This window comes from Actinomadura sp. 1N219 (assembly GCF_044326405.1).
Taxonomy (GTDB): domain Bacteria; phylum Actinomycetota; class Actinomycetes; order Streptosporangiales; family Streptosporangiaceae; genus Spirillospora.
Window position 1 is genome coordinate 171,809 of sequence record NZ_JBIRAY010000004.1, and the last position, 20,360, is coordinate 192,168.

Annotated in this window: 17 protein-coding genes and 2 tRNA genes; 12 read left to right on the forward strand and 7 right to left on the reverse strand. The window is 71.9% G+C overall.

Annotated elements, in window-relative coordinates; translation table 11 throughout:
* Positions 1 to 234 precede the first annotated feature (234 nt).
* The 4 genes from ACH35V_RS15605 (at position 235) to ACH35V_RS15620 (ending at position 6,913) form a co-directional block, all read left to right on the forward strand.
* Positions 235 to 1,692 carry a hemolysin family protein gene (locus ACH35V_RS15605; protein WP_395972955.1) on the forward strand — a complete coding sequence of 486 codons (1,458 nt, stop codon included), beginning with the start codon at positions 235 to 237 and terminating at the stop codon, positions 1,690 to 1,692.
* Positions 1,680 to 2,693: a hemolysin family protein gene (locus tag ACH35V_RS15610; RefSeq protein WP_395972956.1), complete on the forward strand. Its 1,014-nt coding sequence runs from the start codon at positions 1,680 to 1,682 to the stop codon at positions 2,691 to 2,693. The genes ACH35V_RS15605 and ACH35V_RS15610 overlap by 13 nt, the downstream gene beginning before the upstream one ends.
* 74 nt (positions 2,694 to 2,767) lie before the next feature.
* Entirely contained in the window at positions 2,768 to 3,931 is a 1,164-nt protein-coding gene (locus ACH35V_RS15615) for a cation diffusion facilitator family transporter (protein ID WP_395972958.1), read from the forward strand.
* Between the two features lie 81 nt (positions 3,932 to 4,012).
* On the forward strand, positions 4,013 to 6,913 hold the full coding sequence (locus ACH35V_RS15620; RefSeq protein WP_395972959.1) for a hypothetical protein: 2,901 nt from the start codon (positions 4,013 to 4,015) through the stop codon (positions 6,911 to 6,913).
* 3 nt (positions 6,914 to 6,916) lie between these two features.
* Here the strand turns inward: ACH35V_RS15620 and ACH35V_RS15625 are convergent, their stop codons facing one another.
* Complete coding sequence (locus ACH35V_RS15625) at positions 6,917 to 7,330, reverse strand: phage holin family protein (protein ID WP_395972960.1); 414 nt, start codon at positions 7,328 to 7,330, stop codon at positions 6,917 to 6,919.
* A gap of 169 nt (positions 7,331 to 7,499) precedes the next feature.
* Entirely contained in the window at positions 7,500 to 8,054 is a 555-nt protein-coding gene (locus tag ACH35V_RS15630; protein WP_395972962.1) for a hypothetical protein, read from the reverse strand.
* Positions 8,055 to 8,253: 199 nt separating this feature from the next.
* Here ACH35V_RS15630 and ACH35V_RS15635 point away from each other — a divergent pair, with 199 nt between their 5' ends.
* Together ACH35V_RS15635 and recQ are read left to right on the forward strand one after the other, a co-directional pair.
* Positions 8,254 to 8,913, forward strand: a complete 660-nt coding sequence (locus ACH35V_RS15635; protein ID WP_395972964.1) for an HAD family hydrolase — start codon at positions 8,254 to 8,256, stop codon at positions 8,911 to 8,913.
* Positions 8,914 to 8,956: 43 nt separating this feature from the next.
* Positions 8,957 to 10,789: a DNA helicase RecQ gene (gene recQ / locus ACH35V_RS15640; RefSeq protein ID WP_395972966.1), complete on the forward strand. Its 1,833-nt coding sequence runs from the start codon at positions 8,957 to 8,959 to the stop codon at positions 10,787 to 10,789.
* 199 nt (positions 10,790 to 10,988) lie between these two features.
* Here recQ and ACH35V_RS15645 read toward each other — a convergent pair whose 3' ends face one another.
* On the reverse strand, positions 10,989 to 12,329 hold the full coding sequence (locus ACH35V_RS15645; protein ID WP_395972968.1) for a flavin monoamine oxidase family protein: 1,341 nt from the start codon (positions 12,327 to 12,329) through the stop codon (positions 10,989 to 10,991).
* A gap of 60 nt (positions 12,330 to 12,389) precedes the next feature.
* Here ACH35V_RS15645 and ACH35V_RS15650 point away from each other — a divergent pair, with 60 nt between their 5' ends.
* The 4 genes from ACH35V_RS15650 (at position 12,390) to ACH35V_RS15665 (ending at position 15,654) form a co-directional block, all read left to right on the forward strand.
* Positions 12,390 to 12,989 (forward strand): TetR/AcrR family transcriptional regulator, encoded by a 600-nt coding sequence (locus ACH35V_RS15650; protein ID WP_395972969.1) that lies wholly within the window; start codon positions 12,390 to 12,392, stop codon positions 12,987 to 12,989.
* A gap of 77 nt (positions 12,990 to 13,066) precedes the next feature.
* Positions 13,067 to 13,576, forward strand: coding sequence for a DUF5666 domain-containing protein (locus ACH35V_RS15655; protein ID WP_395972970.1), 510 nt, complete (start codon positions 13,067 to 13,069; stop codon positions 13,574 to 13,576).
* A 54-nt stretch (positions 13,577 to 13,630) separates the two neighbouring features.
* Positions 13,631 to 14,326: a response regulator transcription factor gene (locus ACH35V_RS15660; protein ID WP_395972972.1), complete on the forward strand. Its 696-nt coding sequence runs from the start codon at positions 13,631 to 13,633 to the stop codon at positions 14,324 to 14,326.
* Positions 14,323 to 15,654, forward strand: a complete 1,332-nt coding sequence (locus ACH35V_RS15665) for a sensor histidine kinase (protein ID WP_395972974.1) — start codon at positions 14,323 to 14,325, stop codon at positions 15,652 to 15,654. The genes ACH35V_RS15660 and ACH35V_RS15665 overlap by 4 nt, the downstream gene beginning before the upstream one ends.
* 192 nt (positions 15,655 to 15,846) lie before the next feature.
* Here ACH35V_RS15665 and ACH35V_RS15670 read toward each other — a convergent pair.
* Positions 15,847 to 15,922 (reverse strand) — tRNA-Arg (locus tag ACH35V_RS15670).
* A gap of 188 nt (positions 15,923 to 16,110) precedes the next feature.
* Here ACH35V_RS15670 and ACH35V_RS15675 point away from each other — a divergent pair.
* Entirely contained in the window at positions 16,111 to 16,545 is a 435-nt protein-coding gene (locus tag ACH35V_RS15675) for a hypothetical protein (RefSeq protein WP_395972976.1), read from the forward strand.
* A gap of 155 nt (positions 16,546 to 16,700) precedes the next feature.
* Positions 16,701 to 16,792 (forward strand) — tRNA-Ser (locus ACH35V_RS15680).
* 408 nt (positions 16,793 to 17,200) lie between these two features.
* On the opposite strand, the gene ACH35V_RS15685 is transcribed toward ACH35V_RS15680, so the two are convergent.
* The 3 genes from ACH35V_RS15685 to ACH35V_RS15695 are packed head-to-tail and all read right to left on the reverse strand — an operon-like array spanning position 17,201 to position 20,342.
* Complete coding sequence (locus tag ACH35V_RS15685) at positions 17,201 to 17,983, reverse strand: IclR family transcriptional regulator (protein ID WP_395972977.1); 783 nt, start codon at positions 17,981 to 17,983, stop codon at positions 17,201 to 17,203.
* A 2-nt stretch (positions 17,984 to 17,985) separates the two neighbouring features.
* Positions 17,986 to 18,321, reverse strand: coding sequence for a hypothetical protein (locus ACH35V_RS15690; RefSeq protein ID WP_395972979.1), 336 nt, complete (start codon positions 18,319 to 18,321; stop codon positions 17,986 to 17,988).
* A 41-nt stretch (positions 18,322 to 18,362) separates the two neighbouring features.
* The gene (locus ACH35V_RS15695; protein ID WP_395972981.1) at positions 18,363 to 20,342 is read right to left on the reverse strand and encodes an acetoacetate--CoA ligase; all 1,980 of its coding nucleotides are present in this window, start codon (positions 20,340 to 20,342) and stop codon (positions 18,363 to 18,365) included.
* Positions 20,343 to 20,360 lie beyond the last annotated feature (18 nt).

Sequence of the window (20,360 nt, forward strand, 5' to 3'; positions counted from 1 at the left end):
CAGATGATCGACCGTCCGCGACGGCCCCCCTGCCGACCCGCCGTCCGGGCACGAGCGGCCGGGCGTGGCCGGTGACCTTCCGGGACGTAGGCGGGTGACCTCCCTGGACGTACTCTGTGCATCGGGAACCTCGGTGTCCGGGGTGACGTTACGACAGGTAGTCCTGTACGAGAGGAGTGGTGAGTCCGCAGTGTCGGACCCCCTTGATAGACCCGGCGCCTCATGCTGAGCGCGGTGCTGGGAGTGCTCGCGGTGGTCCTTCTGACCGCCGCCACCGGATACTTCGTCGCCCAGGAATTCGCCTTCGTCGCCGCCGACCGCGCGACGCTGGAACAGGCCGCCGAACGGGGTGACACGTCCGCCCGGCGTGCGGTCAAGGTCATCGGCAGGCTGTCGTTCATGCTGTCGGGCGCGCAGCTCGGCATCACGATGACGACCCTGGTCGTCGGTTTCATCGCCAAACCCGCGCTCGCGGAGCTGATCCGTCCGGCCCTGGAGGTCGCGGGCGTGCCCGAGGGGGCGACCGGCGCGATCGCGCTCGCCACCGGGTTCGTCCTGGCGACGCTCATCCAGATGCTGCTCGGCGAGCTGTTCCCCAAGAACCTCGCGCTCGCGCGCGCCGAATCGCTGGCGCGCGCGCTGGCCGCGTCCACGCTCGTGTACCTGACAGTGGCGGGTCCGCTGATCCGGCTGTTCGACCGCGCGGCAGAGCGTCTGCTGCGCGCCGTCGGCGTCGAGCCCGTCGAGGAGCTGCACAGCGGCGCGACGCTCGAAGAGCTGGGCGACATCATCGGCAAGTCGCACATCTCCGGGCACCTGCCCGCCGACCTGTCCGGGCTGCTGGAGCGGGCCGTGTCGTTCGGCGACCTCACGGCGGACGAGGTCATGGTCCCGCGCCCGCACGTCCGGACGCTGCCCGCCACCGCGCCCCTCTCCGACCTCGTCGCGCTGATCCGCGAGACCGGGCACAGCGCGTACCCCGTCTACGGGCAGGAGGTGGACGACGTCGTCGGCGTCGCGGGCGTCCGCGAGGTCGCCGACGACGGGCTGGACCCGTCCACCCCGGTCGGCGAGGTCACCCGGCAGGCGCTGCTCGTCCCCGGCAGCCAGCCGCTGTACGGCGTCATCGAGCAGATGCGGGACGCGGGCGAGGAGTTCGCCTGCGTCGTGGACGAGTACGGCGGCCTCGCCGGCATCCTCACCTTCGAGGACGTCGCCGAGGAGCTCGTCGGGGAGATCGCCGACGAGACCGACCGCCGGGAGGACGCCCCGACGTCCGGCCCGGACGGGTCCTGGCTCGTCGACGCGAGCATGCGCATCGACGAGGTCGAGCGCCTCACCGGCCTCGACCTGCCCGAGGGCGACGCCTACGACACGCTCGGCGGGCTCGTCATGGCGGAGCTGCGCCGGCTGCCGTGCCCCGGCGACCGCCTCACCGTCGACCTGGACGGCGGGCCGGTGGAGCTGGAGGTCGTCAGCGTCGCCCGCCGCGTCGCCGAGAAGATCCAGATCCGGACGGCGACCGCGGCCGCCCCCGCGGACCGCCCGGAAGTCTCCGACCCGCCCTGCGAGTCCCCCGCCCCGGCTGCCGAGACCGCTGAGACCGAGACCGCCGAGGCCGAGACCGCTGAGGCCGAGGCCGCCGAGGCCGCCTCCGAGGGCGGCACGGTGGAGGCGTCATGGACCCGCTGACCACCCTGCTGATCACCGCCCTGCTGCTGGTCGGGAACGGGTTCTTCGTGGCGGCCGAGTTCGCGCTCGTCGCCGCCAACCGGCCGCAGCTGGAGCGCGCCGCCGCGAAGGGCAGCCGTCCCGCGGTCGCCGCCCTCGCGGGCGTCCGCGAGCTGTCGCTGATGCTCGCCGGCGCGCAGTTCGGGATCACGATGTGCTCGCTGGGCCTCGCGATCGTCACCGAGCCCGCGTTCGAGCACTTCCTCGAACCGCCGCTGCACGCGCTCGGCGTCCCGGAGACGGGCGCGAAGGCCATCGCGCTCGCCTGCGCCCTCGCCGTCGTCACGTTCCTGCACATGGTCATCGGGGAGATGGCCCCGAAGTCCTGGGCGATCACGCACCCGGAACGCGCGGCGCTGATCCTGGCCCTGCCGTTCCGCGCGTTCGCGAAGGTGTCCAGGCCGATCCTGTCGGCGCTGAACGCGGCGACCAACGCGCTGCTGCGGCTCTTCCGCGTCACGCCGAAGGACGAGCTCGACCCGCACACCGACGCGGCCCGGCTCAGCCACCTGGTCGGCGAGTCCCGCCGCCTCGGCCTCATCGGACGGCACGACCACGAGCTGCTGCGCCGCGCGATCTCCGCGCGGGAGGCCACCGTCGGGCACCTCGTCGTGCCCGCCACGTCCGTCACCACGATCGGCGCGGACGCGACCGCCGCGCAGATCCGGCGGACCGCCACCGCCAGCGGCCACAACCGCCTCCTGGTCCGCGACCTGGACGGCGCGACGACGGGCATCGTCCACGTCCGGGCCGCCATCACCGAGCCCGGCGGCGACCGCCGCGCCGGCGAGCTGGCCCACCCGGCGCCCGTCCTCACGGCGGAGACGACGATCCTGGACGCGGTCAGCCGCATGCGGCGCGCCCGCGCCCAGCTGGCCGTCGTGAACGACGCGGACGAGTTCGCCGGCATCGTCACCCTGGACGACCTCCTGGCAGAGCTACTGGCCACCAACCCGCACTGACACAGCCCGCGTACCTGCGACAACAGCGCAGTTGTCGGGATGCTGCAACGCGTTTTCCACGCCATCGTGGACCTATGAGCACCCACGACCACGCCCCGGACGACGACCACCGTCAAGGCCCCATCGTCGAGCCCAAGCACGCCCACGACGCCGGGCAGACCGCCGGGCACGGCGCCGAGCACGGCGGGCCGATCGGCGGGCACGGGCATGGGCATGGGCACGTCCACGGGGAAGGCAGCGGGGAAAGTCACCGGCATGGAGGACGGGCCAAGGGGCGGGTGCTTCACGTGCTGCGGCCTCATTCGCATGAGGCGAGCGACAAGGTGGACTCGGCCATGGAGGCGAGTGCGCAGGGGATGCGCGCGCTGTGGATCTCCCTTGCGGGGCTGGGCGCGACCACGGTCCTTCAGGCGGTGGTGGTCGTGTTCACCGGGTCGGTGGCATTGCTCGGCGACACGCTCCACAACGCGGCCGACGCGCTCACCGCCGTCCCGCTGGGCATCGCGTTCATCCTCGGCAGGCGCCCGCCGACCCGCCGCTACACCTACGGGTACGGACGCGCCGAGGACCTGGCCGGGGTGGTCATCGTCCTCGCCATCGCGGCGTCCGCGACGGCCGCCGGGTACGCGGCCGTCCAGCGCCTCGCTCATCCACAGCCTGTGGATCACGTGGCGGCCGTAGCGGGCGCCGCGCTCGTCGGGTTCGTGGGCAATGAGCTGGTCGCGCGGTACCGCATGCGCGTCGGGCGCCGGATCGGCTCCGCCGCCCTTGTGGCGGACGGCCTCCACGCCCGTACGGATGGATTCGCCTCGCTCGCTGTTCTTCTGGGCGCCGCTGGTGTCGCATTGGGTGCGCCTTGGGCCGACCCAGTCGTGGGACTGCTGATCACCGTCGCGATCCTGACCGTCCTGTGGCAGACGGCCCGCGAGGTCTGGCGCCGCCTCATGGACGCCGTCGACCCCGCCCTGGTCGACCGTGCCGAGGCCGCTCTCTCCTCAACACCTGGCGTGTTGGGTGTGGGTGACGTCCGGCTCCGCTGGATCGGGCACCGGCTCCGTGCCGAATGCGATGTCGTTGTTGACCCGGCGTCCACCGTCGTCCGCGCGCATCAGATCGCGGTCGAGGCCGAGCACAGCCTGCTGCACGCGCTGCCCCGGCTGTCCGGCGCGCTCGTCCACCCGGACCCCCAGGCCCGGGACGGTGAAGATCATCACGCCGTGCTGGCCGGCCACCGGTGATCGCTCACCTGTGAGACGTTAGTCCCGGGCAGAAGGGGAAAATACGGCCCCGGGCGGTCGATCTGGGACGGGATGACGTTGGTGAAGCAACCCACAGGAAGCAACGGGCCCGAGGACGAGAGCCCGGAAACCTCCGAGCATGGGCAGCCCACGCCCGTCTACGTCCCCGAGTCCGAGATCCCGACCATCACCTTCCCGTTGCCGGACGACCCGTCCGACACGTCCGACACGTCCCCAAATGAAGACGTGCGGGTCGCCGAACCGGAGGACGCTGAGGAATCGCCCTCCGACGACGTGACCGTTGACGACAGCATCGAAATCGAAGACGCCCCCGTCACCGAATCGGACGCCGCCGAGGAACCGCTCGCCGAGGCCGCCGACTCGGATTTGCGCGACGAGACGGATCTGCGCGACGAGACGGCCACCGGCACGGAGACAGCGCCCGATCTGCCGGCCGCTGATGATGACGGGACGGACGCGGACGGCGAGCCCGCAGGCGGGGACGACGAAGCGCTGCTGGATCCCCGGGCGGAGTTCGGGACGATGCCGCTGCCGGAGATCGGAGAGACGCCGCCCCTCGGGACGAAGCTCCCCGAGGAGGGGTGGGGCGGACGTGACCTGGTCGAAGACGTGTACGGGTCGCTGACCGCGTTCTACGAGCAGCTCGACGACCGCCTGAAAGCGGTGCCCGAGGACGTCCCGCCGGTCGGCTGGACGCCGCATATCGCGGCCTTGCGGGCACTGCGCGAAGAGCGGGTCGCAGGCGATTGGGAGGTCGTGGCCCGGTTCCTCGTCGCGCCCGGGTCGCTGGAGGAGACGGAACTGCTCCGGCTGGTCCAGGCGGAGGACGGGGACGACGTCGTCCACGAGAGCGTCAAGGAGCTGACCGCCGCGGACGGGCGGGCGCTGCTGGTCGCGCCCACGCCGGAGCGGGCCGCCGAGCTGCTGCGGCGCCTGGAGGACGATCCCGAGGTGTTCTCCCTGATGATCGAGACCCAGCCGGCGACGGCGGAGGCTCGTTCGGTGGAGACGCAGGCCCTGCCGCCGGTGGACGACGAGGAGGTCCCCGAACCGTCGCCGGTGCGGGAGCACGGATCCAACGGGACGGTCGAGTTCAAGCCCCTGACCGGACCGTCCGAACCCGAGATCGCGGCGGAGACCGAGGCGAGCGGCACGGCGCCGGCGGAAACCGAAGCAGGTGCGGGGGCGGGCGCGACGCGGGCTGAGGCGCTTCCCGCCGCGCCCGAGGGGGAACCGATCGTCCCGGCGGAAGGGCCGTCGGCGCCGGAGACGCGGGTGCGGTCGGCGGCGTTGCGGCCGGTGGGGGAGGCGTGGCGGCTGTCGTGGGAGACGGAGGCGCGGCTGCTGCGGCGCGGGCTGATGTGGCTGGAGCAGTGGCCGAGGGACTCTGCGGCGCTGCAGGCCGTCCGAACCGGGTACCTGCGCCGTCGCGAGGCGTTGGACGCGGAGCGGGCGGCGCTGAACAGCACGATCGAGGAGTCGCGGCACGCGGCGGAAGCCGCTGAGCAGGCGGCGGTCCGGGCGGAGGCGGAGGCGGAGCGGCTCACCGCCGTCCAGGAGGAGGCGGAGGCGGAGCTGGCCGGTCCCCGCGCGGAGGCGGAACGGCTGCGGACGATCGCGGAGGAGGCAGCGGCCGAGGCGAACGCGGTGACCCGGACGGCCGACGCCTCCTACGCGCGCTGCGTCCAGCTGGACGAACGCGCCAAGACGGCGCAGGCCGAATTGCAGGGCGCACGGCAAGCAGAGGCATCGCTCACCGACGAGCTGGCACGCGCGCGGGAGGCGCTCCCAGGGGCGGCTGAGGAAGCGCACCGGCTAACGGCCGCGGACGCGGACGCGGCAGCCGAAGGGCACGCCGCCTACTACCGGCTGGTCTCGGCGGAGTCGGCGCTGTCAGCGGTACGCCGGAAGATGACGCTCGGGCAGCGGCTGCACGTCGCGTCGCCGCCGTCGGACCTGCGGAGCGTGCGCGCCGAGGTCAAGGCCCGGACGCGCGAGGCCGACGAGGCGGCGAAGCGGGCGCGGGAAGCCAAGGACGCGGCGGAGCACGCGGAGCGGGTGCGGCGAGGTCTGGCGTCGTTCGTGTCGGAGGGCGGGGCGCGGCTGCAGCAGGCGCAGGAGGCGCAGGAGCGGCTCGGGACGGAGCTGACCTGGCTGGCGACGGAGCGGGAGACCGCGGGCCGGGAGCATCAGGAGCAGTCGCGGCTGGCGTCGGCGGCGGTGGAGAAGGCGAACCAGGAGGGCAGGCGCGCGCACGCCGCGCAGCAGGCCGCGCAGGTCATCGAGCAGCGGGTGAACGCGGCCCGGACGGCCCGCGAGGAGGCCCTGGCGGCGGCGCGGCAGGCCCGGTCGGACGCGGAGGCCGCAGCGGCCCGGGCGACGGACACGCAGGAGGCCCTCGAACGCCACACCGCCGAGGCCGCGGAGGAACTGGCCGCCCGGGAGGCCGATCTGGAGACGGCGGAGCGGACGGAGGCGCGGTCGCGGGAGAACGTCCTGGAGATCTGCGGCTCGGATCCCACCGAGAACCCGGAGGCCGTCCCCGCGCATCAGCGCCGCGCGATGGCCCGCATCGAGCAGCTCACCGCCTACACGAACGGCCGGCGGACGGCGGAAGGCGACGTCCTGCTCCGCACCGCCGACCTCGTCGTCGGCACGCCCACCGGGGTCGGCCTCACCGCCCGCGACGAGGAGTTCGACGCGTTGATCGTCGCGGACGCGGGCGCGCTGACGGACGCGGAGTTCCTCATCGGCGCCGTCCGGACCCGCCGCTGGATCCTCGTGAGCGCGCCCGGCGTCCGTCCGCCGGCCTACCGCGAATACGCCGACGCGCCCGCCGGGAGGCTGGAGACAGGCTCGTCGAGCGGAGCTCGTCCGTTGAATGGCGGTGGGTGGGGGCTGGAGGACGGTCCGTTCGAGCGCGCCGCGACCGCCGCTCCACATCTCGTGGACGCCCGCTGACGGTCAGTCCCTCTTCCTGTCGTCCTTCCTGTCGCGCTTCCTGTCGTCCTTCTCGGGGACGACGAGGTGGAGCAGCCAGCCGACCACGCCGACGACGATGGCGCCCCAGAACGCCGGCCAGAAGCCGGTCACGTGGAACGGCAGGTCGAGCTCCCCCGCCAGCTCGCTGGTGAGCCAGAGCAGCAGGGCGTTCACCACGAGGCCGATCAGGCCGAGCGTGAGCACGTAGAAGGCGCAGCCGAGCGTCTTGATGACCGGTTTGATGAAGGTGTTGACCAGGCCGAAGATGGCGGCCACGGCGACGAGCGTGAGGGCGCGGCGGGCGCCCGTGTCGCCGTCGACCGAGATGCCGCCGATCAGCACCGTGGCGACCCACAGGGCGACCGCGGTGATGCCCACCTTGAGAAGAATCCGCACACTACGATCCTGATCGGCGCGTACCGGACTCGTCATCCCTCTGCGCGGCGATTAGCGCGAAGGCCCCGCTCATCATCCAGGACGACCCGTCCCGCATCACCTGGGTCTCCACCAGGCGATTCGGCCGGACGGGTCAGTCCTGGCGGACGGCTCAGCCCTGGCGGACGGGTCAGTCCTGGCGGTCGAAGAACGGGGAACTGGCCGGGATCTGCGAACGTCCCGCGACATGGGTCCCCTGGACGGCGGAGGCCGTCTCCCGCCGCGCGGACCGCCGGTGCCCACCCACGTGGCCGCCCGGACCACCCGGACCACCCGGACCACCCGGACCACCCGGACCGGCGGGACCGGCGGGACCGGACGGAGGAACCGGGGCCTGCCCGGGGCCGGGACGGGCGGCGGGGTTCTCCCGGACGCGCGCGAGTTCCCGCTGCAGGCGCCGCTTCTCCATCTCCAGGGTGGTCAGCGACTCCTCGTGCTCCTCGCGCAGGTCGCGCAGGTCGCGACGGTCGCGCACGCGACGGCCCGCGCCGAGGAAGGTCAGCATCATGCCGGTGAAGAACACGACGGCCACGCCCGCGCCGGCGAAGAACACCTGCCACTGCTCGCTCACGCCGGGCACTGTCTGGCCGTAGACGATCAGGGTCGCGGGCTCGGTGTTGTCGAGGACGACCCCGACGACGACGGCGATGGCGGCCGCGACCAGCAGGAAACCGAGGAACACCATGGGCAGCTCTCCTCTGCGCGTTGACTCCGGAGGGGGCGGAGAGTCTCCACCATGCCAGAACGAAACTGGATCATGTCGCATTCGCCCGGATTAATCCATGTCAGAGCGGGTTAGTCCGTTCCAATGCGCACGGTTCCGTCCCGGTCGCATCGGGTAGTGATCGCGGCGACGCGCACCGAGACAGATCGCGGAGGGGACCATGCCCGTGCAGGCCATCGTGTTCGACCTGGACGGCGTCCTCATCGACTCCGAACCCGTGTGGGAGGAGGTGCGGCGCGCGTACGTCGCCGAGCACGGCGGACGCTGGCTGCCCGACACGCAGGAGCGCCTCATGGGGATGAGCACCCTGGAGTGGGCCGGGTACATCGCGGACGACCTCGTCGACGGCGTCACGTCCGAGGACGTCGCCTACGAGGTGGTCGACCGGATGTCCCAGCGGTACCAGGACGGGTTGCCGCTGCTGCCGGGCGCGAAGGCCGCGGTCCGGCGGATGGCGGAGTACCGTCCGCTCGGGCTGTCCAGTTCGTCCCCGCGCGCCCTCATCGACCTGGTGCTCGGCCAGCTCAGGGTGGACGGCCTGTTCCGCGCCACCGTGTCCACCGAGGAGGTCGACCGGGGCAAACCGGCGCCGGACGGATACCTCACCGTGGCCGCGCAACTGGACGTGCCCGCCCGCGCCTGCGTGGCCATCGAGGACTCCACCAACGGCCTCCGCTCGGCCCACGCCGCGGAGATGACGGTGATCGCCGTCCCCCGCCCGGCGCACCCGCCGCCCGCCGACGCCCTCGCCTTGGCGGCCCACATAGCGGACGACCTCGATGAAATCACCCCCGAGTTGGTGGAGGTTATCCACAGGTAGGAGAACCCGGGACGGTGTCGGCGGCGGCTCATAGTATGGGCCGATGACTTCCCCCGAGAGCCCGGAGACCCTCGACGTCCTGCGGCGCGTGTTCGGGTACGACGCGTTCCGGGACGGCCAGCGGGACATCATCGAGCATGTGGCCGGCGGCGGGGACGCGCTCGTCCTCATGCCGACGGGCGGCGGGAAGTCGCTGTGCTACCAGATCCCGGCGCTGGTCCGGAAGGGCACCGGGGTCGTCATCTCCCCGCTCATCGCCCTCATGCAGGACCAGGTGGACGCCCTCCGCACGCTCGGCGTCCAGGCGGGCTTCCTCAACTCCACGCAGGATCTCGACGAGCGCCGGGTCGTCGAGGCGCAGTTCGTCGCGGGCGAGCTCGACCTGCTCTACCTGGCGCCCGAGCGGCTCCGCCTCCCCGCGACCGTCGACCTGCTCGACCGCGCGAACGTGTCCCTGTTCGCGATCGACGAGGCGCACTGCGTGTCGCAGTGGGGGCACGACTTCCGTCCCGACTACCTGACGCTGTCCGGCCTGCACGAACGCTGGCCGGACGTCCCGCGCATCGCCCTCACCGCGACCGCCACCGACGCCACCCGCGCCGAGATCGCGTCCCGCCTCCAACTCGAACAAGCCCGCCACTTCGTCGCCAGCTTCGACCGCCCCAACATCCAGTACCGGATCGAGCCGAAGACCGACGCGAAACGCCAGCTCCTGCGCCTCCTCCAGACCGAGCACAAGGGCGACGCGGGCATCGTCTACTGCCTCTCACGCAATTCCGTGGAGAAGCACGCCGCGTTCCTGACCGAGAACGGCATCGAGGCCCTCCCGTACCACGCCGGCCTGGACGCGCGGACCCGCGCCGCCAACCAGTCGCGCTTCCTCCGGGAGGACGGCCTCGTCATCGTCGCGACCATCGCGTTCGGCATGGGCATCGACAAACCCGACGTCCGCTTCGTCGCCCACCTCGACCTGCCGAAGTCGGTCGAGGGCTACTACCAGGAGACGGGACGCGCCGGACGCGACGGCCTCCCGTCCACCGCCTGGCTCGCCTACGGCCTGCAGGACGTCGTCAACCTGCGCAAGATGATCGACGGCGGCGAGGGCGACGCCGCGTTCCGCCGCCGCCAGGCCACCCACCTCGACTCGATGCTCGCGCTCTGCGAGACCGTCGAATGCCGCCGCGTCCAGCTCCTGAACTACTTCAGCCAGTCCGCCGAACCGTGCGGCAACTGCGACACGTGCCTGACACCGCCCGAATCGTGGGACGCGACCGTCCCCGCGCAGAAGGTCCTGTCCGTCATCGTCCGGCTCGACCGGGAACGGCGCCAGAAGTTCGGCGCCGGGCACATCATCGACATCCTGCTCGGCAAGAAGAGCGCGAAGGTCATCCAGTTCGACCACGACTCCCTCAAGCCGTTCGGCGTCGGCGCCGACCTGCGCGAGGCCGAGTGGCGCGGCGTCGTCCGGCAGCTCCTCGCGCAGGGCCTGATCGCCGTCGAGAGCGACCACGGCACCCTCCTCCAGACCGACGCCAGTGCCGAGGTCCTGCGCGGTGAGCGCCAGGTCATGATGCGCCGCGAACCGGAACGTCCCGCCACGAAGGCCGCCAAGACCGCCAAGGAACGCAAGACCCCGGTCGAGCTGCCCGCCGAGGCGATGCCGATCTTCGAGCGCCTCCGCGCCTGGCGCGCCGCCACCGCGAAGGAACAGGGCGTCCCCGCCTACGTCATCTTCCACGACGCCACCCTCCGCGAGATCGCCACCGCTGTCCCGACATCCCTCACCGAACTGGGCCGCATCAACGGCGTAGGCGAAAACAAACTCGCCAAATACGGCGACCAGGTCCTACAAACCCTCGCCACCCCCACTGACTAGCAACCCACCCAGGCCCTGCCGCCGGGGCACTCGTTAAAGAGCGATGGTCCACGTAAGCGCTGCCTCAAGAGCGACCATCCTCACGCGCAACGCGGGTGCATGACCAAGCGCCAGGACGCCTAGAGGGCGGCAAACTAGAAACGCCCCGCCGTTCAGCGTCCTCACGCGCTACGCGGGTTCGTGGCCAGGCGGGGGTTGCTTAGAGGGCGGTGGTTTCGCGGGCGGTGCGGTGGCCTGATTCGACGGCGCCGTCTATATAGCCCGCCCATCTGGTCGCGGTCTCGGTGCCTGCCCAGTGCAGCGGGCCTACGGGGCGGCGCAGGGACGGGCCGAAGCGGGTCAGGGTCATGGGCGTGGCGAACGCGCCGTAGCAGCCTCGCGAGTACTCCTCGGCGGCCCAGTCTCGTTCGATGTACGCGACGGGCTCCTTGGCGCGCGGCCCGAAGTATGCGGCGAGGTCGGCGACGACCTGGGCGCGGCGTTCCTCGGCGGTCAGGCGCGCGGCGATGTCCGCGTGCCGTCCTTCCAGGAAGCCGACCAGCACGCCGGGCGAGCCGCTCTCCGGCGTGTTGTCGAACGTGATGCCGAACGGACGCCGGTCACTGGTCACCTGGCCGCTGAACCCGTCCCGGCGCCAGAACGGCTCGTCGTACACGACGTTGACCTTGATGACGCGTCCCATCGGCATCCGCTGGACGAGTTGGTCCCGGTCGCCGGGCAGCCCGGGTGTGTAGCGGATCCGTCCGGCCAGCGGCGGCGGGACGGCGATGATCGCCCGGCGGGCCCGCACGTCCGCGCGGCCGGGCACGCGGAGCCGGACGGCGTCGTCCGTCCACTCGATCTCCCTAACCGGCGCGTCCAGCACGACGCGGTCCCCCAGCTCGCGGGCCAGCGCCAGCGCGATGCGCTGGGAGCCGCCGGAGATCCGGTCCTGCTGCGCGCCGCCGGTCGTCTCGATCAGCGGTTCAAGCCCGCCCGCGGATGCGACGTAGAACGCGGCCCACAGCGCCGACAGGTCCCCGGCCTCGGCGGAGAACACCGCCTGGGTGATCAGGCGCATGAAGGCGCGTCCCCCGGCGGTGTGCAGGTTCCGCCGGATCCAGGTCTCGAAGGTCTGGGCGTCCAGGCGGGCGGCGTGCGGGGCGGTCCACGGCGCGTCCACCGGGATTCCGCGTGTCAGGCGGTCGATGCGCCACTGTCCCTGCGCGATGTCGGCGAGCACGACGGGGGAGAGGCGCGGGACGCGGCCCGTGTACTCGCCGCGCGTCCTGCCGATCTCGGCGATGCGCCGCCCCTCGTCGTACGTCGGGTACGTGGACAGCCCGAGCTCGCCGATCAGGTCGAGCACCGCGTCCTGACCAGGCCCGACCCACTGGCCGCCGACCTCGATCGGTTCCCCGCCCGGCAGCTCGCCGTTCAGCAGCCGCCCGCCGACCCGGTCGCGCGCCTCCAGGACGACCACGTCCCGCCCGTCCCGGACGAGGTCGCGCGCGGCGACCAGCCCGGCCACGCCCGCCCCCACGATCGCGACGTCGACCATGTCCCCTCCCCGCATGCAGGACGCATCTGACATACGTCTTGTATGTGTTATACAGGCCGCATGGAGCAGGTCAAGGCGCGACGCGCGCAGTACGCGGAGAGCACCCGCGCCGCCCTCCTCGACGCCGGCCGCCGGTTCTTCGCGGAACGCGGTTTCACCGCCGTCTCGGCCGAAGAGCTCGTCCGCGCCGCCGGGCTCACCCGCGGCGCCCTCTACCACCACTTCGCCGGCAAGCAGGGCCTCTTCGAGGCCGTCTTCGAGGAGCTCGAAACCCAGGCCGCGTCCCGGATCACCGCCGCGATGGCCCGCGCAAACGCCCGCGCGGACGCACCCGAGGACCAGGCCGCCGAAGGCATCCGCGCCTTCCTGGAGATCTGCTCCGACCCCGACTACCGCGAGATCGTCCTGCTCCAGGGCCCGATCGCGCTCGGCTGGCGGCGCTGGCGCGAACTCGACCAGCGCCACCTCGGCGCCATCCTCACCGACCGCCTCACCGCGCTGCTCGGCGACGGCGGCCCGCATCCGCTCGCGCTCACCACCGCCGCGTTCTACGGCGCGCTGACCGAGCTGGCCCTCTCCGTCGCGGACGCCGAGGACCCGTCCCAGGCCCGCGACCAGGCCGTCCGCCTCACCACCACCATGCTCGCCGCCCTGAAATGACCCGCGACGGAGATTCCCAGGGATCTCCCAGAATTCCGCACAGACTTCTACCAGTCACCACCGATTGAATGGGCCCCATGCGAACCAACCGCAAGACGATCGCGGCCGGGGTCGGCGCCGCCGGTCTCCTCGGACTCGGCCTCTACCTCGCCGTCCCCGCGGCCGCCGCCGACCCGTCGCCGTCGCCGTCCGCCGCCGACTCGGGGACGAAGACGCACCGGGGCGACGGCCCCCAAGGCAAGAACTGGCGCGACGGCAAGGGCCACCCGGGCAAGCGGCACCCCCACCGGCACGCCCGCCCCTTCCGCGGCGTCCACGGCGAGGCCACCGTCCGCCGCAAGGACGGGTTCCACCTCGCGACCTGGCAGCGCGGCAAGATCACCGCGCTCTCGGGCACGACCCTCACCGTCCGCAGCGACGACGGCGCCACCTGGACGTGGGCGGCCAACGCGCAGACCCGCGTCCGCAAGAACGGAGAGAAGGCCACGCTCAAGGCGCTCGCCGCCGGAGACCAGGTCCTGGTGGCGGGCGAACGCTCCGGGGACACCCGCAACGCACGGCTGGTCCGCGTCCCCAAGCCCCGCTAAGGCCGGTACGGTCGGAGCTACGACCAGGGCGTACGGCACGATCTGCGGGAGCCGATGAGCGAGAACCGGCGGGTGCTCGTCGTGGACGACGAGGCCAACATCCGCGACCTGATCGACGTCGCGCTGCGCTTCCACGGCTTCGCGACCGTCACCGCGGGCACCGGCGAGGAGGCGCTGCGCGCGGCGGGCGAGGAGCGCCCCGACCTGGTGCTCCTGGACGTCATGCTCCCCGACCTGGACGGTTTCGAGGTGTGCCGGCGGCTCCGCGCGGGCGGCGACCAGGTCCCGGTGATCTTCCTGACGGCGCGCGACACCCCGTCCGACACGGTCACCGGTCTGACACTCGGCGGCGACGACTACGTCACCAAGCCGTTCTCGATCGAGGCCCTGATCGCGCGCGTGCGGGCCGTCCTGCGCCGGGCCGCGCCGCCGCCCGCCTCGCCGGCGCCGTCCGACACCGGTGTCCTGCGCGTCGCCGACCTCGAACTGGACGAGGCGCACTGGCGGGTCCGGCGCGGCGGCGTCGACGTGGACCTCTCGCCGACCGAGTTCCGCCTCCTCGCCTACCTGATGCGGAACGCGGGCATGGTCCTGTCGCGGACGCAGCTCCTCGCGGGCGTGTGGGGCTGGGACCACGGAAACCCGCAGGTCGTCGAGACGTACATCAGCTACCTGCGGCGCAAGCTCGACCCGCTCGGCACGCCGCTCATCCACACCCAGCGCGGCGTGGGCTACGCGCTGCGGCCATGACGCTCAACGCCCGGCTGCTCGCCGGCCTGCTCGCCGTCACCTTCACCGGGCTGGCGATCATGGGCCTGGTCAGCGCGCTCGTCCTGCGCGGCTACCTGATGCACCGGGTGGACGAGCAGCTCCAGGGCACCCGCGACCGCGCCGTGTCCCGGCTCCTGCGCCCCGGCCTGCCTGACCAGGGCGTCGCCCCGGCACAGTTCGTGGTCCTGGCCATCGGCCCGGCCGGACGGGTGCGCGTCCTGAGCGGCGACCAGCCGTCCCCCGCCCGCGCCGTCGCCGAGGTCGAGAGGCTCGGCCAGGCCGAACTGTCGGACCGCGCCCGCACCCTGGAACCGTTCTCCCTCTCCGGACTGCGCGCAGTGGCACGCCCCTGGCGGAACGGCATCGTCGTCGTCGCGTCCCCGCTCAACGAGATCCATTCGGCGGTGCGCAACCTCGTCCTGTCGGAGATCGCCACGGCGTCGCTCCTGCTCGCCGTGCTGATCGTCCTCGGCCGCCGCCTGATCGGCCGGGGCCTGCTGCCGCTCGACCGGATGGCCGCCACCGCGCACGCCATCACCGCCGGCGGCGACCTGCGCGCCCGCATGCCCGGCCCGGGTTCCCGCACCGAGACCGCCCGGCTCGCCGCCGCGATCAACGTGATGCTGGAACGGATCGAGCAGGCGTTCTGGGCCCGGAGCCGCTCCGAGGCCCGCGTCCGCGAGTTCGCCGCCGACGCCTCGCACGAGCTGCGCACCCCGCTGACGACCATCCAGGGCTACGCGGAGCTGTACCGGCACGGCGCCCTCGGCCCCGACGAGCTCCCCGACGCCATGCGCCGCATCGAGGACGAGGCGGGCCGCATGAACAAACTGGTCACCGACCTGCTGGAACTGGCCCGCCTGGACCGCGAGGCGTCCCTGGCCCCGTCCCCGACCGACCTGGTCCCCCTGGCCCGAGACGCCATAGCGGACGCAACCGCCGCGACCCCCGACCACCCCGTCACCCTCGACGCCCCCGACTCCCTGATCGCCCAGGTAGACGAGCCCCGCATCCGCCAGGTGCTGGCCAATCTCCTGGCCAACGTCAGAACCCACACGCCCCCCGGAACACCCGCGACGATCCGTCTGGCACCGGGCCTGATCGAAGTGACCGACAAGGGACCGGGCATGTCCCCCGAAGACGCCGCCCGCGCCTTCGAACGCTTCCACCGCACCGACCAGAACTCCCCCGGAGCCGGCCTGGGCCTCCCCATCGTCGCCGCCATAGCCGCCGCCCACGGCGGACGCGCCGAACTCCTCTCAGAACCGTCCAGGGGAACGACCGTCCGCCTCACATTCCCCCACTGACCATCTGACTACGGATCAGAAGGTGAAAGGCCCGCGAATCCCCCGCGAATGGACCGTCCTAGGGCATCGGTCCGAACCCGGTCGACGCAGGGCCGGGATGTGGCACGATTCACGACCGGACGCGCCGTCCGGCGACCGGCGGCCACGGCACAGACCAAAGGCCCCTTCCATGATCGGAAAGGGCCCCTGAGGTGGCGCACCCGAAGGGATTCGAACCCCTAACCTTCTGATCCGTAGTCAGATGCTCTATCCGTTGAGCTACGGGTGCTTGCCGGGATTACTGTACCGGCTCCGTCGACCCGACCGCGAATCGATTGGCGGACGCATCGTTGCGTGAGTGTGACTTGAGTCACGGAACCCTCGGTGGTCAAGGTACGCCAAAGTGGTACCAGTGACTAGTGTGACCTGTGAGGTCTAGCTCGTCCTCTGCCCAATCCCCCCTGAAGGAGAATCCCCATGCGCATGTCCGCCACCAAGCTGGTCGGCGCCCTCGCCGTCGGTGGCCTGCTGCTCGGTTCCACGGGCTGCGGCGCGGTCGACGCCATCGCCGGCGGCAAGAAGTCGACCGCGTGCAAGAACATCGAGAAGGAGCTGCGGACCTTCTCCACCGGTTCCATGTCGTCGACGTCGCCCAGCGGCGCCTCGACGACGGCCCAGAAGTTCTCCGACACGGCGGCCAAGGTGCGCGCCGAAGGCCAGAACGCCGGCGGCGACGTCGAGACCGCCGCGACCGCGTTCGCCGGCGACCTCGACGAGACCGCCGAGATGCTGAAGAAGCTGAGCTCCGGCGACATGTCGGGCGTCCGGCAGCCGGACACCGCCGCCATGCAGCGCCACGGCAACGACCTGGCCGACGCCTGCGGGTTCAGTGCCTTCCGGCTGGGCGGCTGACCATCGGCGATCCGCTCCCGCGGCCCCGGGAGCGGAACGCCGGCCCGTCCTCTTCGCGGAGCGGCGCCGTCTCGCACTATGCTGCTGGGACCCACGGGCCAGACTTTGCCGGTAGGCGCGCCGAACCGGTAACCTGTCTGGGCCTCACGGCTACTGGAGGATTCGCCTAGTCCGGTCTATGGCGCCGCACTGCTAATGCGGTTTGGGTGCAAGCCCATCCGGGGTTCAAATCCCCGATCCTCCGCCACCTACCAGCGGTCACCTTGATCCCGTCGGATCGAGCGAACCGCTGGTTTCGTTTTTGGGGCCCGATGGGGTCCGGCGCGACGGGGACCCACGGCGGTGGCCGCCTAGCAGGCGGGCAGCAGCGGCGGAGCGACCACGCCGCGGGCGGCGAGCCGAGCCCGGCGGAGCGAAGATTGGCGCTGATTACCAGGCCCACCACGGTCACCGCCGTGGCAGGCCGGCGCACCGTGAGGCTCGCCGCCAGGGCCAGGCGGCGGCGGTGACGCCGAGTAGGGCCTTGTCGCTACCGCCAGTCCGATTGATGCAGAGGTTGCGAACAGGTGAGTGACATGGCTAGGGGCATGTGCCGGTCCTGTTGCCGTCCAGCTGACGGCGGCTAGTCAGGTCGGGCGTGTGCTGCTGGGTGGCGTCACGTGGAGCCGTCGAATGTGGCGACCTTGGATATGCGCTCGGCGGCGAGTTGCATTCGCGTGATCAGGTCGCCGATCCGGTCGTCGCCCAGGCGGACCGCAGGGGCCTCGATGCATAGGCCCGCCACGGTCTCGCCGCCCGGACCCTTGACGGGGACGGCCAGCGCCCGGACCCCGACGTTCATCTGGCCCTCGTTGACGGCGTAGCCGTCGCCGCGGATCGCGGCGAACTCGGCGAGGAGCTTCTTCGGGTCGGTGACGGTGTCGGGCGTGTACGCCTTCAGCGGGCCGAGGTCGTCGATCATCTGCGCGGGGTCGGCCGAGTAGGCCAGCAGCAGCTTCCCGACGGCGGTGCAGTGCAGGCCGACGAACGGCCCGGTGGCGAGGTGGACGCGCAGCGCGCTGTCGGTCTCGACGCGCGCCAGCATGTGCGCGCGCTGCCCGCGCAGGACGGCGATACCGGCCGTCTCCTGCGTCTCGGCGACGAGCTCGTTGAGGACGTCGATGGCGCGGCTCAGCCCGATGCGCTTCGCGGCCACCTGGCCGAGGTTCACGAGCCCGGCGCCGAGGTTGTAGTTCTCGGTCTCCGGGTCCTGGGCGAGGAGGTCGCCGCGCAGCAGCGCCTGCGCGACCCGGTGGACGGTGGACGGCGGCAGGTCGAGCCGGGTCGCCAGCTCGCTGAGCGAAATGGCTCCGTCGACCTCGTAGAAGACCTCAAGAAGGGCGATGGCGCGGTCGATGGCGCGGGCGCCCGTTCTGCGTTCGATCTCGGCGGTCGCCATGGTCACAGGATAGGGCCACGCGACGCTTCGGCGGGGTCGCCGAAGCCTTCCACGGCCTCGATCGTCCGGATGTCGGCCGCTTCGATGAAGTCCTCGGCGCGCCAGGGAATCTCTTTTCGGAGCGGGCTCTCGTAATAGGCGCGTTCGGCGTCGTCGTAGCTGCCCTCTCCGGGCCAGCCGACGATCCAGACGAACTCGCGGCGGTCAGGGACGCGCCAGGCGCCGAGCACTTCGAAGCCCAGCTTCCGGCGCAGCGGGACGAGTGTCTCCGTCCAGCGTTGGACGAATTCGTCGCCCTTTCCTTCGCGCAGCGTGTAGATGCGCAGCCTGGTCTGCACGGTCTCTCCTCGTCTATGGGTGGACGTCGCGTCGGCGACGCTCATTCGGATTTCGCTCGGCGTTCGGCGGCGAGCCGGACGAACCATTCGACCGACTCGGGCGCGTCGACCGCTCCCGGGCTGAACACCGATGCCGGGTCCGCGCCCTGAAGAATGCGTTTGACGGGCACTTCGAGCTTCTTGCCGGTGCGCGTGTGCGGCAGTGCCGGGACGATGTGGAAATCGTCGGGGACATGCCGTGGTGAGGCGTGCCGGGCGATCGCGTCCCGGACCATCCTCTCTGTTTCCTGCGTCCATTCCGTCTCGGGTGTCAGTACCAGGAACATGGGCATCCAGTAGTCGCCGGACGCCTGTTCCATTCCGGTGACGAGCGAGTCCTGGACGAAAGGCAGCGCCTCGACGGCGTCGTAGATCTCGGCGGTGCCGAGGCGGATGCCGTTCCGGTTGAGGGTGGCGTCGGAGCGTCCGTGGATCTGCACGGCGCCGTGCTCGAAAACGGTGATCGAGTCGCCCTGCCGCCATACCCCGGGGAAAGTCGAGAAATAGGCGTCGCGGTAGCGCTCGCCGTCCGGGTCGTTCCAGAGTTCGAGCGGCATGGACGGCAGCGGCGCGGTGATCACCATCTCGCCGGGCTCGCCGATGACCGGGCGGGCGTCGTCGTCCCAGGCCGCGAGCGCGACGCCGAGTGCGGGGCCGCTGATCTCGCCGTCCCGGACGGCGGTCGTGGGCGCCGCGCCGACGAACGCGCCGACGATGTCGGTGCCGCCGCTGACCGAGTTCACCTGGACGTCCGCGCCGATGTGCTCGCGCACCCACCGGTTCCCGGACGCGGGCAGCACCGACCCGGTGACCCCGATGGTGCGCAGCGCGGAAAGGTCGAGGTCGCGGGCCGGTTCGAGGCCCGCCTTCGCGGACGCCTGGAGGTAGCCGGGGCTGGTGCCGAAGACGCTCACGCTGTTCTCGGCGACGATCCTCCACAGCGCGTCGACGCCGGGACTGGTGGGGCCGCCGTCGTAAAGGACGATGGTGGCCCCGAACAGCAGCCCGCTGACCTGGACGTTCCACATCATCCAGTTCGGAGACGTGTACCAGAAGAACGTGTCGCCGGAGCCGAGGTCGAAGTGCAGCCCCTCCGCGACGAGCTGTTCGAGCAGGATCCCGCCGTGCCCGTGGACGATGCCCTTGGGCAGTCCGGTCGTCCCGGACGTGAACAGCACCCACAGCGGATGGTCGAACGGCACCGGGACGGGCGCGAAGGCCGCAGACTTTGCCGTTGCGTCCTCCCATTCCGTCACATCCCCGGACAGCCGCAGCGGGGCGCCGATCGGGTCGACCGTGACGGTGTGCCGGAGGCTCGGAAGCCGTCGGCGCAGCTCCGTCACCTGGTCGCGCCGGTCGTGCGCGCGGCCCTTGAACCGGTAGCCGCTCGCCGCGACGAGCACGACCGGCTCAAGCTGAGCGAGCCTGTCGGCCGCGGCGGGCGCGTTGTAGTCGAGTCCCACCTGCGCCCAGCATGCGCCGATGCTCGCCGCGGCGGCGAAGGCCACGACGCCCTCGACGCCGGACGGCAGGTAGCCGGCGACCCGGTCGCCGGGCCGGACGCCGAGGCCGTCCAGGTGCGCGGCGAACGACGCGACCAGTTCGCGCAGCTCGGCGTAGGTGACGTTCCTGCGGCCGCCGGTCTCGTCCAGGGCGATGATCGCGGTGCGGTCGCCGGGGTGGCCGGCGAGCAGGTGCTCGGCGAAGTTCAGGGTCGCGCCCGGGAACCAGCGCGCGCCCGGCATCGCCCGGTCGGCGAGCACGGCCCGCGGCGGGGTGTGGAAACGGACGTCGAAGAACTGCGCGGCCGCGTCCCAGAAGTCCTCGACGTGCGTCGCCGACCATTCCTGGAGCGCGAAGTAGTCGGCGGCGTCGGACAGTGGCGCCGCCTTCTCGTCCCGCGCCCAGTTCGCGAACTCGACGATGCGGGAATGGCGGAGCAGTTGCGGCCCCGGCCTCCACACTCCGGTCTCGTCCGCCATGGGACGTCCTTTCTCTGT